Raw genomic sequence first — 16,321 nt, 5'->3', positions numbered from 1 at the left:
AAGAATGGTATGACGGCGTTACCCGATCGACGTCCGGGTCTGCGATGATCGGGGAACCGTCCGGCAAAGAGGGGGATGGAGCTGAGGATGCCGACTCGACGGCTTCGCCGTTCGCTGCGCGCCGCCCCGCCGGTCCAGGGAGGCACCTGGCGGGACCGCAAGCGGTATGTATGGCTGCTCGGCGTCGTCATCCCGGTCCTCGTCCCGACGTCCTGGGCGGCCGTCGTGCTGACCGGTTCCGGGCTGTTCTGGTGGTCGGGACCGATGCTGATGTTCTTCGTCATCCCGGCCCTCGATTTCCTCGTCGGCCCGGACGCGGAGAACCCGCCCGACAGTGTGCTGGTCCACCTCGAGCAGGACCGCTACTACCGGTGGGCGACCTACCTGTACCTGCCCGCGCAGTACCTGTCGCTGGTCCTGGGCTGCTGGCTGTGGACCGGCGGCGGCGGGGTCACGATGACGCTGCCCGACAAGGTCGGGTTGATGCTCACCGTCGGCGGCATCGGAGGCATCGCGATCAACACCGCCCACGAGCTGGGACATCAACGCGCCCGGTCCGAACGGTGGCTGAGCAAGATCGCGCTCGCGCAGACCGGCTACGGGCACTTCTTCGTCGAACACAACCGCGGCCATCACGCCCGAGTGGCGACCGTCGAGGACCCCGCCAGCTCCCGGCTGGGTGAGAACGTCTACTTCTTCTACTGCCGGTCCATCCTGGGCAGCCTGCGCTCGGCGTGGTCGATCGAGGCCCGACGTCTGCGGCGCCACCGCGGTTCGGTGTTCAGCCTGCACAACGACGTGCTCAACGCATGGCTGATGACCGCCGTGCTGTTCGCGGCGTTGATCGCCGGCTTCGGCGTCGAGGTAGTGCCGTGGCTGATCGGGCAGGCGCTGATCGGGGTGTTCCTGCTGGAGACGATCAACTACCTCGAGCACTACGGGCTGCGCCGCCAGCGCCGCGCCGACGGGTGCTACGAGCAGGTGCGTCCGTCACACAGCTGGAACAGCAACTCGGTGATCTCCAACGTGTTCCTGTTCCACCTGCAACGCCATTCCGATCACCACGCCAACCCGCAGCGCCGTTATCAGGCGCTGTGCCACGCCGAGGAGGCGCCGCAGCTGCCGGCCGGGTACGCGGCGATGGTGGTGCTGGCGCTGTGCCCGCCGCTGTGGCGGCGGGTGATGGATCGGCGGGTGGCCGATCACTACCGCGGGGATGTGCGGTTGGCCGCGCTCAAGCCGCGCGACGCCGAGCGGCTACTGCAGCGGAGCTGACGCCGCCTCCCGGGTGCGCTTGAGGGCCACCGCGGCCGTCCGCATCGACAGCGTCGGCGACAGCCGCTCGAGATACCACAGCGCTTTCCACCAGCGCGGGACCACGATGATCGCCTGGTTGCGCAGCACGCCGCGCAGCGCCTGGTCGGCGAACTGCCCCGGCTCGATGGGCCGCAAGGCCTCACCGAGCTTGAGCAGATTCTCCCGGCTGACGTTTCTGTTGCGGCCGTATTCGCCGCCGGAGAGGATCGGGGTGCGCACCACCCCGGGGCACAGCACCGACACCTGCACCCCGTGGCCGGCGGCCTCCACCCTCAGCGTTTTCGACAGCGCGACGACGGCGTGCTTGGTGGCCGAGTAACCGGCCTGCGCGGACGTGGTGATCAGCCCCGCCATCGAGGCGGTGTTGACGATGTGCCCGCTGCCCTGCGCGATCATCACCGGATAGGCGGCCCGCACGCCGTGGATCACGCCGCGCAGGTTGACGTCGATGATGTCGGTCCAGTCCTCGAGCGTCAGCGAGTCGACTTCGCCGCCGATGCCGATACCCGCGTTGTTGAACAGATAGTCGAGCCGGCCGCTGGTCTGTACCGCCTCGGCGACGGCAGCCTCGAACGCCACGGGGTCACGGACATCGAGCGCGACCGCCTGTGCGCGCGCTCCGGCACTCCGAAGTCGTTGTGCCAGTTGGTCGGCGACGTCGAACTGACGGTCGGCGATCCACACCTGTGCGCCCGCGGCGGTCAGCGATTCCGACAGGGCCGCCCCGATGCCCGACGCGCCGCCGGTGATGAACGCGACCTTCTGCGACAGCGCCGCAGTGCCTTTGGTTGTCACCTTCGGAACAATAGCGGCCGACCGACCGCGATCAGCTCGCGCCGCTGCCGTCCGAGCCGCTGTCCGATCCGGTGCTCGCCGAGGAGGCGGCAGACGTCGTGGTGTCGGCCTTGGTGGACTTGGCGGTGTCGTCCTTGGTGGACTTCGTGGTGTCGTCCTTGGTGGTGTCGGCCTTCTTGGTGCCGAACAGAGGGGCGCGGTGCTTTCCGATGCCCGGGCTCGCGCTGCCGACCGAGAGTTGGCGTACGGCCTGGTGGGTGGCTGCCGGCTTGGCNGCCCGGAGCGGCGCGGCGGCGTGGGCCCCGATGCCGGTGGTGGTGGTCCGGTGGTGGTGTTCCAGGACGGGAACAGCAGTGTCGAGAACGGTTTGGTGGTGTAGGTGTGTCCGTCGCGGTGTCGGTGTCGGGCTTGGTCTCTGTTTCGGAGTCCGTCGCGTCGTCCGCGTCGGTGTCGGTGTCCCCCGACTCGGCGTCGTCCGCAGCCTCCGACGCGGTGGCACCGGGGTGGGTGGTGTGCTTGCGCGGGACGGCGGTGTCGTCGTCCTTGGCGGTGTCGGCGGCCTCGTCGGTGGAGGTGGTGTCCGGGTCCGCCTCCGTCTTCTCGGCGGCGGTGCGCACCAGGGAGAGCGGGGCCGCGTTCTGCTCGCCCTGGGTCGGCTTGCCCTCCAGCCAGGTCCGGTTGTAGGCCTTGTCGATCATCTCGCGGAGCTTGGGCTCGATGCCTTCGACCAGGGAGCCCAGCCCGGCATCGTAGAAGCCCTGCAGCAGCGGCAGGTGTTCGGTGGGGACGTAGACGTAGGTCGTCTTGCCCTCTTTCCAGACGATGTTGTCGGGATCGTCGAGATCCACCTCGTCGTAGCGCAGGTGCACGTAGGAGAAGGCGGCGAGGCCGTTGGCCAGCGCGAGGAGATTGAAGGGGTTGGACGGGAAGTCGGCGATCGGGTCGTACTCGCGGGCGATGTCGACGACGTCGTACTGCGTGTCGGTGGGGGTCAGCAGGAGATCGCCCCAGAACCAGCCGTTGACACCGCCGTACTTGCGGCCGCCGTTGCCGATCAGAACCACCGACAGCTGATCTCGATCCGGGGCGTCTGCGTCGTCGGCATGGTCGCGTAGCCACACCGAGGCGACGCGCGCCCCGCCGCTGAAGCCGTACACGATCTTCGGACCCTTGCCGACGTAGTGGATCGCCCAATCGAGTCGGCTGACGTTCTCGGCCATACCGATCTCGATGGGGCCGTAGGGCTGAATCCAGCCGTAAGCCACCTCCCGGCAGACCTTCGGGGCGTCGCAGAGTGCGCCGCCGAGGTTCTCGTCCATCGCCCACGGGGTCGGGCCGTGGTGCAGGACGGTCGCCGGACCACTGGGAATCAGCGAGGAGGCGGAGTTGGCGGCGGCCGCGGCGGCGGGCAACGTGCCGGCGCCGAATGTCAGAGGCAGCGCCGCTGCGAAAGGCAGTGCCGCCGCAGTCATCACGGCCTTCGTCGCTCGCTTCACGCAGACTTCCCTTCTTGAGGTGACGTCCGCCCTGGACGCCGGTGACCTGGCAACCGACTCTCGCGTACCGACCGCGACACGCAGAAGTATGCGGTGTGACGCCGGACTTCGCTGGCCAACCCGTTGGTCGGGCCGGCGTGCGAGGTTGCCGGGCTCGGCGGGCGAGCCCTCCACCGGTACGCGGGCCGGGGAGCCGGCGGGAGTGCCGGCGCCTCGACCGACGCGGACATTACCGCATGCAAAGACTTCTCGGGCGTCTAGTTAGCAAACTCTCGGTAAGCCAAATCCCCACTGCTCGCGGCTATTGACCGCGGGTGGCTATCGTGCATGGCGCGCTGGCGGGAGGATCCGCGCCCCAGGGCCGCGAGATTGTGACTGCCCGGCGCGCGCCTGCGTCGACGAAAACGGTTGCCGCGCAGCAGGTTCGCTGTGATGCCGACCCAGGTCCTGGCGCCGGCCGAATCGCCCTCGCAGGCGCGAGCAAGGTCGCCATGTGTTGCTGAGTGGCAACCGGGTTTGCGGAGGACTCTCCGCCAACTTACTCGGAAGTCAGGTCACGCATACAGCCCGCGAAGAACCCACGCGGACGGAACGCATCGGCATCACCGATTGTTCAGGCACCCGTTCCTTGCCGGTAATCGTGTGCTGCGGGCGATGGTACAGACCAAAAATTTTTTTTAGCCGGGTGCATGTCAGCAACATCTCAGATGCATCCCTGTCTGATCACGCGAGCAGTAAATGACAAATATGTGATTTTCGCCACTTTCGCGGGAAGATCTCGAATTGATCTTGTTTTATACCTCGCTGACAGCCAATTTCTCCGCCGACGACCGAACCGCGGCCATTTACCGAGAATCCCCGGATTCATTTCTCTACTAATGTAGAGCGGCAATAAAGAATGGATAACAGCAATGTAGACACACTTTGCCTATATCGCATTTTACGGAAATGTTTTGTTTTTGCTGCGCAAGCATTGACGTACGCGCAATATGCTCTTGTCGCGCCGAGTACGGCGGATCAGCAATCGCTTCAAATCGGGGAGATGTCATGAAAGCAAGCATTCGCAAAGCCGGGGTTGCCTGTGGCACAGCTTTTGCTTCGATCGCGTTAGCGCTGTCCACCGCCACCGGTGCCGGCGCCAGCAGCACGGCCGTGATGATCGGCGGGATCAAGATCCCGACCATGACCGACATCATGATGGCACCGTTGCTCGAAGGCGCGTTCAAGAACCAGACCCGGACATCGGTGACGTGGCCCGCTCAGGCCGGCCCCTACTCCGGTAAAGGCGACATGACACTCGGCGCCTCGATCGCCGTCGGCATCCCCAACCTCGAGGCCGCCATCAACACCGCCCTGGGCAATCTCTCGCGGGACGCCCAGGGCAACCCGATCAACGGCGAGAAGGTCACCGTGGTCGGCCTGTCGGCCGGCTCGCTCGTGGTCAACGAGGTGCTGCGGGACTGGGTGAAGTCGGGAGAGATGCCCGATCCCGAGGACGTCACGTTCATCGTGGTCGAGGACTCCAGCAGGCAGAAGCTGATCAACGACGTCAAGTACAGCTCGAAGTTCGACTACACCTACCAGCCCCCGCCGATCACTCCCTACGACATCGTGGTCATCACCGGTGAGTACGACGGCATGGCCGACATGCCGGACCGTCCGTTCAACTTCCTCGCGATCATGAACGCGATGGCCGGCTCGATCGTCGTGCACGTGCCGGTGATGTACACCACCAGCATGGCCGAACTCGCGGCGCTGGAGGGCACCAAGTACTACACGGAGGACACCAACATCAAGGGCGGCGTCACCAAGCACTACCTTGTGCCGACCGCGACCCTGCCGCTGGTGCAGCTGATGCCGTGGCTCAAGCCCAAGGAGGCCGAGCTCAAGGCCAAGATCGACAAGGGCTACAGCCGCAACGATCCGGCCACCGCCACGGCTGCCAAGACCGCGGCCGTCGCCCCCGGCGACGAAGCGGCGACGGACACCACCGAGGCCGCCGCCACACCGGCGAGCAACGCAGGCGGCGAGGAGGCGTCGTCCGGTCAGGCGCAGCCGGCACCCAAGGTCGACGCACAGTCCCGGCGCGACGCACGCGCCGAGGCCCGGGCGGAAGCCAAGGCCCAGCGCGCCGAGGCCAAGGCCGCACGGGCCGAGGCAAGGGCGGCGGCGAAGGCGGATGCAGCCGCCAAGCGCGAAGCCAGGAAGGCCGCGCGCGAAGAAGCGAAGTCCGGCGGCGACACCGCGCCGTCCGATGGATCTGGGTCGTCTGACTCCTCCGGCTCCTCGGAGTAGCCCTCCCCGGAACTCGAGGCTGCCTGAAGTCTTCAGACACCCGCCCGGAGCCCCGGCCTCGTGCCGGGGCTCCGTGGTGTCTGCGACGGCGCGCGCCGGGGCGGCGGGCGTCCTAAAATGCACTCGCCGATGACCTATTTGCTGTGAGGTAGCGTTGATGCCCATGGATGTGCCGCAGTACGACGCGATCGTCGTGGGCGCCGGTTTCGGCGGGATGGGTGCTTCGATCCAGCTCAAGAAGATGGGTTACGACAACATCGTGATCCTCGATCGCGAGGACGACCTGGGCGGAACGTGGTACGTCAACCACTACCCCGGGCTCGCCGTCGACATCCCGTCGCCGACGTACTCCTATTGGTTCGAACCCAACCCGCGCTGGTCCCGGCTCTACGCCCCGGGTTCGGAACTCAAGCAGTACGCCGACCACGTCGCCGACAAATACGACGTGCGCAGGCACATGCGGTTCAACGCGCCGGTCGACGGTGCCCGGTGGGACGAAGAAGGCCGGTACTGGCAGGTCGCACTCTCGAGTGGGGAGACTCTGACCGGGCGGTTCCTGATCACCGCGACCGGGTACCTGTCGCAGCCGCGCAACCCCGACATCCCGGGGATCGACGACTTCACCGGCCGGATCATCCACAGCATGGACTGGGATGACAGCTACTCCCCCGCCGGTGAACGAGTCGGTCTCATCGGTACCGGGGCGACCGCGGTGCAACTCATCCCGGAGCTGTCCAAGACGGCCGCCGACCTGACCGTCTACCAGCGCACCCCGATCCACGTGGTACCGAAGCTGGACTTCGCCATCCCGCCCGTCCTGCGCCGCCTGTTCGCGCGCATTCCTTTGCTGCAGCGCGCGTTCCGGTTCACCACCGACATCAACCTCGAAGTGATGATGATCCTGTCGGTGATCAACTACAAATACTTCCGCCAACTCAACGTCGGTGCGTCGTATCTGTCGGCGTTTCTGCGGTTCCTGTCGATCCGCGACAAGAAGTTGCGGGCCGAGCTCACCCCGGACTACGACTTCGGATGCAAACGCCCGACGTACTCGAACACCTACTACGCCACGCTGGCCAAACCCCACGTGCACCTGCAGACCGCGGGCATCGAGCGCATCGTCAGCGACGGCATCGTCGCGTGCGACGGGACGAAGACCGCGATCGACACGCTGGTGCTGTGCACCGGCTTCGACATCTGGGAGGCCAACATCCCGGCGATCGAGGTCATCGGCCGCGACGCGCGCAATCTCGGTAAATGGTGGCGCGACAACGGGTTCCAGGCCTACCAGGGGGTCACCATCCCGGCGTTCCCCAACTTCATCAGCCTCGCCGGCCCGTACGCCTCCAGTGGTCTGTCGTACTTCAACACCATGGAGTACCAGATGCGCCACATGGATCGGCTGTTCGGGGAGCTGCACCGCCGCGGCGCCACCACCTTCGAGGTCACCGACGAGGCCAACACCACGTTCCGCGAACGGATGGCGGCCAAACTCGGCAAGACGGTGTTCCGCCAGGGCGACTGCGCCCGGTCGCGGTCCTACTACTTCAGCCCCACCGGCGAGACCCTGGTCCGGCCGGCGTCGACCAACGAGACCAACCGCGAGAACGACAACTTTCCGCTCAGCGACTACTCCTTCGCCTGAAGTCCCAGCTCAGAGCCCACGCCAGGCGCGCCCGCGGCATGATGTGTCAGCATGGAAACATGGAATTGCGGCGTGTTCTCGGCTCCCTCGGTGCGGCGATGACGCTCCCGGCGGCCCTGGTTTTCGGCGTTGCCGCCGCTCCCTCGGCGGGCGCTGATCCCTGCCCCGACATCGAGGTGATCTTCGCCCGGGGTACGGGGGCCGAACCAGGCCTCGGGTTCGTCGGCGACGCGTTCGTCGACAAGCTGCGCTCCCGGGTCGGTGGCCGCTCGGTGGCGGCCTATGCCGTCAATTACCCGGCGGGCTGGAACTTCGACTCCTCCGCACCGGCGGGCGCCGCGGACGCGGCCGGCCGCGTGCAGTGGATGGCCGACAACTGCCCGAACACCAAGCTGGTGCTCGGCGGGATGAGCCAGGGCGCCGGGGTGATCGACCTGATCACCGTCGACGCCCGCCCGCTGGGGCGGTTCACCCCGACCCCGCTGCCGCCGAATCTCGCGGATCACGTGGCCGCCGTCGCGGTGTTCGGCAACCCTCTGCGGGATGTCGCCGGTGGCGGACCGCTGCCCGCGCTGAGCAACACCTTCGGTCCCAAGACCATCGACATGTGTGCCCTCGACGACATCTTCTGCACCAAGGGCCTGAGCCTGGGGGCGCACTTCTCCTATGTGGAGAACGGCATGGTCGACCAGGCGGCGGACTTCGTCGCAGGGCGGCTCTGACTGCAACACCCCGGGAGCAAACCCGGATACCGTTGGCGGCGGGCACCGGCACCGGGTTCGCGTGCAACGTCATGATGACAAAATTGACAGATCTTACGAATTCGGAATCGCCCAGCTGAAGCCCGAGCGACTGCGATCACCCCCGGAGTACTGTTGAGTCGCGCAGCAAACTAGCGCGCCAGTGCGGAGCAGGGGTGGCTAATGGGCAGGGCAGCTAAGCGATCAACAACCCGGGGGCATCGACTCGCGCTGCTGGCCGCCGCAGTGACGGCCGTGCCGTTGGTGGCCGGGGTGCCCGCTGTGGCGACGGCACCCGAGGCCAGGGCGGCCCTGCCGGACCAACTGAAGGTGGTCACCCTGGGCATGTCCCCCGGCCGCAACACCGACGACCACGGCGGCATCATGTGCACCGGTTCGCGGACCTGTGAGCCACTGGCCTATCCCTACCTGGAGCGAAAAGTCGGTGCCGGCATTCTGCAGGACGCCCTGACGCTCGAACCCGCCACGGACCCGGTGGTCGTCTTCGGATATAGCCAGGGTGCGCGAGTGGTCACGCAGTGGCTCGAGGAACATGCCGGAACCGAGGGGGCGCCATCGCCAGATCGGCTCAGCTTCATGCTGATCGGCAACCCCGATCGCAGACATGGCGGTGCGCACGCCCCGCTGGGGCAGATCACCCCCGACACCGAGTACGACGTGATCGATGTCTCGCGGCAGTACGACCGGGCCTCCGATCTGCCGGACAACCCCTTCAACCTACTGGCCTTCCTGAACGCCTCCGCAGGTTTGCGTGACATCCACATCCACTACGAAGACGTCGACATCTACGATCCCGCGAACTACGTGTGGCGAGAGGGCAACATCACCTATGTCTTCGTGCCGACCGAGAACATTCCGCTTCTCGATCCGTTGCGCAGGCTCGGGCTCACCGACCTCGCCGACAAACTCAACGGTCCGCTGAAAGCCAAGATCGAGGAGGCCTACGACCGGTCCTACCTGCCCGCCACACCGGGCTGGCCCGCCGAATTGCTGCCGAAAACCGACCCCCCGCAACAGGATCCGACGCCGACCGAGCCCACCACCCTGACCGCCGCCCGCACGGTGCGGACGTCGTCATCGGCGGCGGATGAGGACACGGCGAGCGGCCGGCCGGTGGCGGCCGCTGACGACGCCACTGATGACACCGGGGCGGACCCACGCACCGAGCAGGCGGACCCCGCCGACGACGCGGCCGCGGACTCGGCGGACTCGGCGGACTCCGTGGCCGACGATACCGCCGACAGCGACGCGACCGCGCCGACGCCCGCCGCGAGCAATGCCGACGACTCCGACAACGACCGGGCCGCAAGCGACAAGCCAGCCCGCACACGCCCGTTCGGCGGCCGACTCCTCGGCCGCCACGCGCACCGGACGGCGAACGCGGACAGCCCCTCCGCCGCGTCGTAACCGCGCGGGCTGTGCTTGGCTGGCGGGATGGACGTCAGCCACCTCGATTCCGTCGAGCAGACCGCCCTTCTCACCGAGTACTGCCGTGCGCTCGACAACGCCGCCGCCCGACCGATCCTCGGCGACCGGTGGGCGCAGGAGTCGGTTGCCGCGATCGACTACGACTTCACCAGGCTGGCGGCGACGCCGAGCGTCGTGCCTCTGGTCGCGCTGCGCGCCAAGATGCTCGACGAGGCCATCCGCACGTTCATCCGAGACCACCCCGACGCGGTCGTGGTCGACCTCGGCGCCGGCTTCTCGGCGGCCGTGCACCGCGTCGACCCGCCGGCCGGGATCGACTGGTACAGCGTCGACCTGCCCGCCGTGCACGCCGTTCGCGCCGCGCTGCGCCCGCCGCACCCCGGCGAGCACGCCGTCGCTGCCTCATTGACCGAGCCGGGCTGGGCCGACGCGATCCCGGGCGACCGGCCCGCGATGGTGTTCGCCGACGGCCTGGTCGCGTTCCTCGACGAACCCACGGTGCGCTCGCTGTTCGGCAGCGTCACAGCACATTTCGGCACCGGGGTGCTCGCGTTCAACGACTACGGCCCGGTGAGCAGGGCCAACCGGCTGCTGGGCAGGCTCGCCACGGCACGCACGACGAACTCGCCGCACACCCAGTGGAACTTCCCGGGCTTCGCTGACCCGCGGCGCCCCGAAGCGTGGAACCCGGCGCTCGAGCTTCTCGACGCCGCCAGCGTGATGCAGCGCCCCGAGGCGACGTCATTCCCCGCCGGGCTGCGCCTGGCGGCCCGGCTTTCCCACCGGATCCCCGCCATCGCCCGCAAGGCGCGGGTGCTGCAGTACCGGTTCTAGACCGGGTCGCCCTTGGCCGCCGACACCGCATCGGCAGCGGTGGCCGAGGGCGCCGTGCGGCGGTGCACGACGATGCGGCCGCCCCGCGCCGGCGTGACGGTGACGCCCCTGCTGTGCGGCTTCTCGTCGGGCTCGCTGGTCGGCTCGACACGGAACTCACGCAGCATGGTGCGCAGTGTGACCTCCATCTCCATGGTCGCGAAGGAGGCCCCGATGCAGCGCATCATGCCGCCGCCGAACGGAATCCACGCGAACGGATTCGGCGGGTTGCCCACGAAGCGGTCCGGGTCGAACTTCTCGGCGTCGGGGAAGCTGCTCTCGGCGGCCATCGCCAGCTGAGTACTCGCCAGGATCGTGTCCCCCTCGGGAATCACCCACTCCCCCAAGCGAACCCGGGTGCGCGTGCGTCGCAGCGCGGCGGTGAGCACGGGGCGGGTGCGCTGGGACTCGGCGATCGTCGCGAGCAGCAGCTCGTTGCCGCCGGCGTCGACCTCCTCGGTCAGCCTGGTCAGCAGGTTCGGGTGGCGCCGGATCCGCTCGATCGTCCACGCCAACTGCGTGGACGTGGTCTCGTGGCCGGCCACCAGCATGGTCAGCAGCTCGTCGACGATGTAGTTGTCCGGCATGGGCTGGCCGTCGTCATAGCGGGCCTGCAGCAGCAGCGACAGCACGTCGCCCCGGTCGGTGAAGTTCGGGTCCGAACGTGCCTGGCGCATCAGCGAGCTCAGCAGCTCGTCCATCCGCCGGCGGTACTGCGCGAACTTGCCGCCGGGACTCCACGGGCCGACGTCCTTGCGCACGATCGACGGCATCAGCGCGATCTTCGACCCGAACTCGACGGCCTTGGGCATCAGCTCGCGCAGCTCGTCGAGCTCTTCGCCCTCCGCGCCGAACACCGCGCGCAGGATCGTGTTGAGTGTGATCCGCATCATCGGCTCCAGCGTCGCGAACTCGACACCCTCGGGCCAGGAGCGGATCTCGCGGACCACTTCTTCTTCGGTGATGCTCTCGTAGGCGCGCATGTTCTTGCCGGAGAACGGCGGCAGCAGCAGCTTGCGGCGGGCGAGCAGCTCGTCGCCTTCGAGATTGAAGATCGAGCCCGGGCCCAGCACGTCGCCGCCGAGGTTGTTCTGCGGACGCCCGATCAGCTCGCGGCTGCTGCTGAACAACTCCTTGACCAGCGCCGGATTGCTGATCACGACCGTCTCGCCGAACACCGGGATGTTCAGTGTGAACTCCGAGCCGTACCGGCGGCCGAGCGCCGCGATCGCGCCGTAGCGCGCGGTCAGCACCGCGGCGCCCTGGATGAGCTTCGGTATCCGCGGGCCCGGTGGCAGCTTCACCGGCTCTGTAGTGGCCGCTGTCATGGTGTCACCCCTCCTGGTGCGTGGACGTCAGGCTATCTGGTAATCGGTGAGCGGGAAGTGCTCCTGCTCCTTGACCGCCTGCCGGATGGACGTGGGCCGGAACAGCGGCGCCTCGCCGGAGCTGTTGAACCAGTACGACCTCGAGTTGGTGCAGTCGCCGAGCCGGAACACCGAGTCGTCGAGCAGGGTGAGCATCCGGTCGAGGAACCGGTCGTTGGCCTCCTCTGTGACCTCGAAGGTGCGACCGCCGGTGCGCTGCAGCTCGCCGAAGAGCCGCTTCATGTGCCGCATCTGGTACTCGACGGTGTCGAACCAGGACATGCCCACCCACGCGTACGGGCTGGCCTGGGTCACCATGTTCGGGAACATCGGCACGGTCATGCCCTCGTAGGCCTGGAACCGGTTCTCCCGCCACCACTTTCCGAGATCGCGGCCCTGCCTGCCGATCACCGGGATCGCGGGCAGGTTGGATTCCCACACGTCGAACCCGGTGGCCAGCACCAGGGTGTCGACGGCGCGCTTGACGCCGTCCCTGCCGACGATGCCGTCGGGTTCGATGCGTTCGATGCCCGCGGTCTCCAGATGCACGTGCGGCTTGTTGAACGTGCGGTAGTACACATTGGACAGCGTCGGGCGCTTGCAGCCGAAGTCGTAGTTCGGGGTCAGCTTGCGCCGCAGCTCCTTGTCACGGATCGCCAGGAAGCGGTGCAGCGCGCCGATGCGGGCGGCCGCGGTGTTCACCGGGCGGAACTGCCGGAACTTCCACATCGCGATGGTGACCATGATGTCCAGGAACAGGTCGCTGGACCTGCGCAGAAGTTGTTGCGTGACAGGGAATCTCGCGAACAGCCGCTGCGCTGCCGGGCCGAAGGCGAGATCGAACTTCGGCATCACCCAGATGGGCGTGCGCTGATAGACCGTCAGCTCGGCGACGTCCTCGGCCAGCTTGGGGATCAGTTGCACCCCGGTCGAACCGGTGCCGATGATCGCCGCTTTCCTGCCGCGCAGCGCATAGTCGTCGTTCCACTCCTGGGCGTGCAGCACGGTGCCCGCGAAGTCCTCGATGCCCGGGATGTCGGGCTTCTTCGGCTGGCACAGGTACCCCGTCGCCAGGATCAGGAACTGCGCGCGCAACGTCTGGCCGCCCTCGAGGGATACCTGCCAGGTCTGCGACTCCTCGTCCCAGCGCGCCCCCTCCACCGTGGTGTTGAAGCGCATGTAGCGACGCAGGTCGTATTTGTCGGCGACGTGCTCGGCATAGCTCTTGAGCTCCGCCCCCGGCGCGTACAGCCTCGACCAGTACGGGTTCGGCTCGAACCAGTACGAGTACGTGGTCGACGGCACGTCGACCGTCAGCCCCGGGTACCGGTTCACGTGCCAGGTACCGCCCAGATCGTCTTCGCGATCCAGGATGGCGATGTTGCGGTAACCCAGCCGGTTGAGCTGGATGGCGGCACCCATGCCGCCGAATCCCGCACCGACGATGACCGCGTCGAACTGCTCCGTACTCACGTGGCGATACTACGGGCAGTCAGAGACGCAGCAGGACGGTGGCCGACGCCAGTCCTATTCGCTGCCACCGCTGTCGGACCCGCTGCCGCTGCTCGCACTGCCGGCGCCGGCCTTGGCACCCTTGGACCCCGAGGTGTCCTTCTTGGTCTCCGAGGTGTCCTTCTTCGTCTCCGACTTGCTCTCCGAGGACGACTTGCCGGGGGAGCTCTCCGCACCGGCATCAGAGGACTTGGTGGTGTCCTCGGACTTGCGGTGCTTGCCGCCGAACGACCACTTCTTCGGCGACGGCGCGGAGGCGTCGTCGCCACCCTTGTCCGTCGTGCCCGAACCGGCGTCCGTCACGGGCGTCCCGGCGTCGGTCTTGCCGTCGGTGCCGGTCGCGTCGGAGGCCGGGGTCGTTTCCGCGGGCGCCTTCTCGAACTTCTTCAGCAGGTTCGCGACCGCGTCCTTGACCACGTCGCCCTTCTGGGCGCCGTCGGTGGCTTCGGAGGTGTCGCCCTTGGTGGCGGACTCCTCGGTGGTGGCCTCCGTGGTGGTGGTCTCCGTGGTGGCGTCGGCCTTCTGCTCGGTCTGCGCGGCCGCCAGCGTCGCCACCGGTGTGTCGCTGGTGGTCTCGTCCTTCTTCAGACCCAGCTTCTCGAGCAGGTTGGTGACGCCCTTGTTCGACTCCTTGGCCTGGCTGCTCGGCGGCAGCTGACCGTCGAACGGCGTCGGGTCCTCGGGGTGCTCGGGATCGCAGCTCGGGCACAGGACCTTGACGAACGGCTTGATGAACGGTGTGACCAGCGTGTACGGGAAGCCCTTCCACAGGAAGCTGCCCGGCACGAAGGGGTTGAAGTCCTGCCACAGCGCCTTGCCGAAGCGGACGAGGGACTCGCCCACCTCCTTCAGCGTGATCGCCTCGGGGCGGTTCGTCTCCGGGTCGGCCAGCATGTAGTTGATGACGTTCCAGATCGGGTCGTACGGGTTGATCTGGATGTGCGCGCCCGACCACGGCACCGGTGCGCCCTCTTCTCCGGGGATCGCCTCGCCCGCGGCGCCCTCGGCATCGCTGACCGGGTTGTTCAGCGCCGGGAACGTGTAGCCGTAGATCAGGTCCCAGATCGGCGCGGTGAACATCTTGGACAGGATCGCGCCGGCGTCCTGGCACGTCGGCGGGGCGGTGCCGGTGCAGCCGGAGTTCATCGGCAGGTTGGCCTTGGCCCACCAGGACACGTGCTCGCCCAGCGGGTTCGACAGCGCCTTGAACGGGATCAGCAGGTTGGTGACCGCGGTGATCTTCGGCGGGTCGGCCGGGTCGTAGCCGAGCACGTTGACCGGGTCGTACACCCACCAGCTGCCGGTGACCTCGAGCGCGTAGGACAGATCGTTGAGACCGTCGAGGTAGGCGCGGGGAACGCTGATGATCGCGTTGATGATGTTGGCCGGCACGTTGAAGATCGAGCCATTGCTGGTGTCGACCGTGATCGGTGTGTAGGACTGCGGTGCCCAGATGTCGCACTGGTCGGTGTGGTACCCCGAGCAGGCGGTTCCGTCGCCGCTGCCGTCGATCGGGGCGCCGGGAACCGAGGCCGCGGTGAGGCTGTAGGCGTCATTGGCGATCCGGGTCTGCGGCGTGACCGGCTGGATCGGGGTCACGGAAATGACGCTGGCCCCCACCAGCGCCACGCCCGCCGTGACATACGGACGTATGGAGGCAGGCATGACGCCCCTTTCGAGTGTTGCTGGACGATATCGACGACAGCGAAGAACGTATCCAAAAAGTGACCACGTGTCTAGCAAATCGATGCCATTCACATGATTGCGGGCATTTGCTGACGTCATCGTCAGAAAACCTGAAAGATATCTTAGAGCACGCCCGTCAGCAGTGCGAGGCGCACCCTGCCAGCGAAGAATTCGTGGATCGAGCAACCCTAGAGCAATGCTTCACCCGGTTTGCCGCCCCGACGTCACAGCCCGCGTTCGGTCAGCCACGCGTCGATGCTCCGCGCGACGTCCTCCCAGCCCGCCTCCAGCATCATGTTGTGCCCCATCTGCGGGAAGAACTGCGCCGTCGTCCCGTAGGCGTGCGCGGTCGCGCGGACCTCGTCCTGCATCACCGCGCCGTCGTCGGCGGCGCCGAGCACGAGTAGCGGGGCACGCACCCGGGCGGGTCGTGGCAACCTCACCAGTCCGTCCAGTCCCGCGCGTGCACTCTCCTCCTGCAGTCGGCCCGCGTAGCGCGACACCACCGCCTCGGGAGTGTTCGCGCTGAAGAACCGCTCCCGGGCGAGTTCCGGCGTGCTGACATACGGCAGCGACCGGCCCGTCGCCGTCAGTTTCGCGAAATGCCAGGGATGGCGCCGGATCCAGCGCAGCCCCGACCGCAGATAGCCCTGCGGCGGCATCGAGGCCATCAGCACCCCGGCCGGTGCGTCGCGCACCTCCAGGTACTTCTGCACCAGCACACCGCCCATCGAGTGACCGATGACCACCGGCCGCACCGGCAGCGCGTCGGCCGCAGCGACGACGTCGGCGACGAAATCGGCGAACGACAGGTCGCGCAGCTTCTTGTCGGTCGGGCTGCCGCCGTGCCCGCGCAGGCTCACCGCCGCGGCGCGGTAGCCGCGGTCGGCGAAGAACGGCAGGAAGTGTTCCTCCCAGCACCACGCGGCGTGCCAGGCGCCGTGCACGAACAGCAGTGGGACAGGATGGGATTCGGAGACAGCTCCCCTGTCGATGACCTCGAGCATCGCGGGCCAGCGTATACAGCCCGTGCGCCTGCGGTCGTTACCATCCCCTCAGTGTCAGGGTGAGGTCGCCGCTTCTCGCGGTGGTTGGGATCCTGATCATCTGGTGTCTGGCTCGTAGCATCGGTGCCGCCTTCGGGTT

The 16,321-nt window shown here is 67.4% G+C and carries 13 protein-coding genes; 6 read left to right on the top strand and 7 right to left on the bottom strand.

Annotated elements, in window-relative coordinates:
- The first annotated feature begins 87 nt into the window (after nucleotides 1-87).
- The gene (locus MCHUDSM44219_RS00185) at nucleotides 88-1,275 is read left to right on the top strand and encodes an alkane 1-monooxygenase (protein WP_048416216.1); all 1,188 of its coding nucleotides are present in this window, start codon (nucleotides 88-90) and stop codon (nucleotides 1,273-1,275) included.
- On the opposite strand, the gene MCHUDSM44219_RS00180 is transcribed toward MCHUDSM44219_RS00185, so the two are convergent.
- The 3 genes from MCHUDSM44219_RS00180 to MCHUDSM44219_RS30590 all read right to left on the bottom strand — a co-directional run bounded on the left by MCHUDSM44219_RS00180 (nucleotide 1,258) and on the right by MCHUDSM44219_RS30590 (nucleotide 4,804).
- Complete coding sequence (locus tag MCHUDSM44219_RS00180) at nucleotides 1,258-2,112, bottom strand: SDR family NAD(P)-dependent oxidoreductase (protein ID WP_048416202.1); 855 nt, start codon at nucleotides 2,110-2,112, stop codon at nucleotides 1,258-1,260. The genes MCHUDSM44219_RS00185 and MCHUDSM44219_RS00180 overlap by 18 nt on opposite strands.
- A gap of 275 nt (nucleotides 2,113-2,387) precedes the next feature.
- A partial coding sequence (locus tag MCHUDSM44219_RS00175; protein WP_131722262.1) for a PE-PPE domain-containing protein occupies nucleotides 2,388-3,608 on the bottom strand: 1,221 nt, incomplete at its 3' end.
- An 875-nt stretch (nucleotides 3,609-4,483) separates the two neighbouring features.
- Nucleotides 4,484-4,804, bottom strand: coding sequence for a hypothetical protein (locus tag MCHUDSM44219_RS30590; RefSeq protein ID WP_236695296.1), 321 nt, complete (start codon nucleotides 4,802-4,804; stop codon nucleotides 4,484-4,486).
- On the opposite strand from MCHUDSM44219_RS30590, the gene MCHUDSM44219_RS00170 reads away from it, so the two are divergent.
- The 5 genes from MCHUDSM44219_RS00170 (at nucleotide 4,791) to MCHUDSM44219_RS00150 (ending at nucleotide 10,571) form a co-directional block, all read left to right on the top strand.
- Entirely contained in the window at nucleotides 4,791-5,903 is a 1,113-nt protein-coding gene (locus MCHUDSM44219_RS00170) for a PE-PPE domain-containing protein (protein ID WP_236695295.1), read from the top strand. The genes MCHUDSM44219_RS30590 and MCHUDSM44219_RS00170 overlap by 14 nt on opposite strands.
- 163 nt (nucleotides 5,904-6,066) lie before the next feature.
- Nucleotides 6,067-7,548 carry a flavin-containing monooxygenase gene (locus MCHUDSM44219_RS00165; RefSeq protein ID WP_048416200.1) on the top strand — a complete coding sequence of 494 codons (1,482 nt, stop codon included), beginning with the start codon at nucleotides 6,067-6,069 and terminating at the stop codon, nucleotides 7,546-7,548.
- A gap of 59 nt (nucleotides 7,549-7,607) precedes the next feature.
- Nucleotides 7,608-8,270 carry a cutinase family protein gene (locus tag MCHUDSM44219_RS00160; RefSeq protein WP_048416199.1) on the top strand — a complete coding sequence of 221 codons (663 nt, stop codon included), beginning with the start codon at nucleotides 7,608-7,610 and terminating at the stop codon, nucleotides 8,268-8,270.
- Between the two features lie 201 nt (nucleotides 8,271-8,471).
- The gene (locus MCHUDSM44219_RS00155; protein WP_082161960.1) at nucleotides 8,472-9,716 is read left to right on the top strand and encodes a PE-PPE domain-containing protein; all 1,245 of its coding nucleotides are present in this window, start codon (nucleotides 8,472-8,474) and stop codon (nucleotides 9,714-9,716) included.
- A 27-nt stretch (nucleotides 9,717-9,743) separates the two neighbouring features.
- The gene (locus MCHUDSM44219_RS00150) at nucleotides 9,744-10,571 is read left to right on the top strand and encodes a class I SAM-dependent methyltransferase (RefSeq protein WP_048416198.1); all 828 of its coding nucleotides are present in this window, start codon (nucleotides 9,744-9,746) and stop codon (nucleotides 10,569-10,571) included.
- Here the strand turns inward: MCHUDSM44219_RS00150 and MCHUDSM44219_RS00145 are convergent.
- The 4 genes from MCHUDSM44219_RS00145 to MCHUDSM44219_RS00130 form a co-directional block, all read right to left on the bottom strand.
- Nucleotides 10,568-11,938, bottom strand: coding sequence for a cytochrome P450 (locus MCHUDSM44219_RS00145; protein WP_048416197.1), 1,371 nt, complete (start codon nucleotides 11,936-11,938; stop codon nucleotides 10,568-10,570). The two genes, MCHUDSM44219_RS00150 and MCHUDSM44219_RS00145, sit on opposite strands and share 4 nt — an antisense overlap.
- Before the next feature lie 27 nt (nucleotides 11,939-11,965).
- On the bottom strand, nucleotides 11,966-13,450 hold the full coding sequence (locus MCHUDSM44219_RS00140; protein WP_082161959.1) for a flavin-containing monooxygenase: 1,485 nt from the start codon (nucleotides 13,448-13,450) through the stop codon (nucleotides 11,966-11,968).
- A gap of 54 nt (nucleotides 13,451-13,504) precedes the next feature.
- Nucleotides 13,505-15,154, bottom strand: a complete 1,650-nt coding sequence (locus MCHUDSM44219_RS29875) for a hypothetical protein (RefSeq protein WP_157868737.1) — start codon at nucleotides 15,152-15,154, stop codon at nucleotides 13,505-13,507.
- Nucleotides 15,155-15,399: 245 nt separating this feature from the next.
- Entirely contained in the window at nucleotides 15,400-16,182 is a 783-nt protein-coding gene (locus MCHUDSM44219_RS00130; protein WP_048416196.1) for an alpha/beta hydrolase, read from the bottom strand.
- Between the last annotated feature and the right edge of the window lie 139 nt (nucleotides 16,183-16,321).

The sequence above is a fragment of the Mycolicibacterium chubuense genome, assembly GCF_001044255.1.
In the GTDB taxonomy this organism is placed as follows: Bacteria; Actinomycetota; Actinomycetes; order Mycobacteriales; family Mycobacteriaceae; genus Mycobacterium; species Mycobacterium chubuense.
The sequence above is the reverse complement of the archived record's forward strand: the minus strand, read 5'-3'. Positions and strand labels throughout refer to the sequence as shown.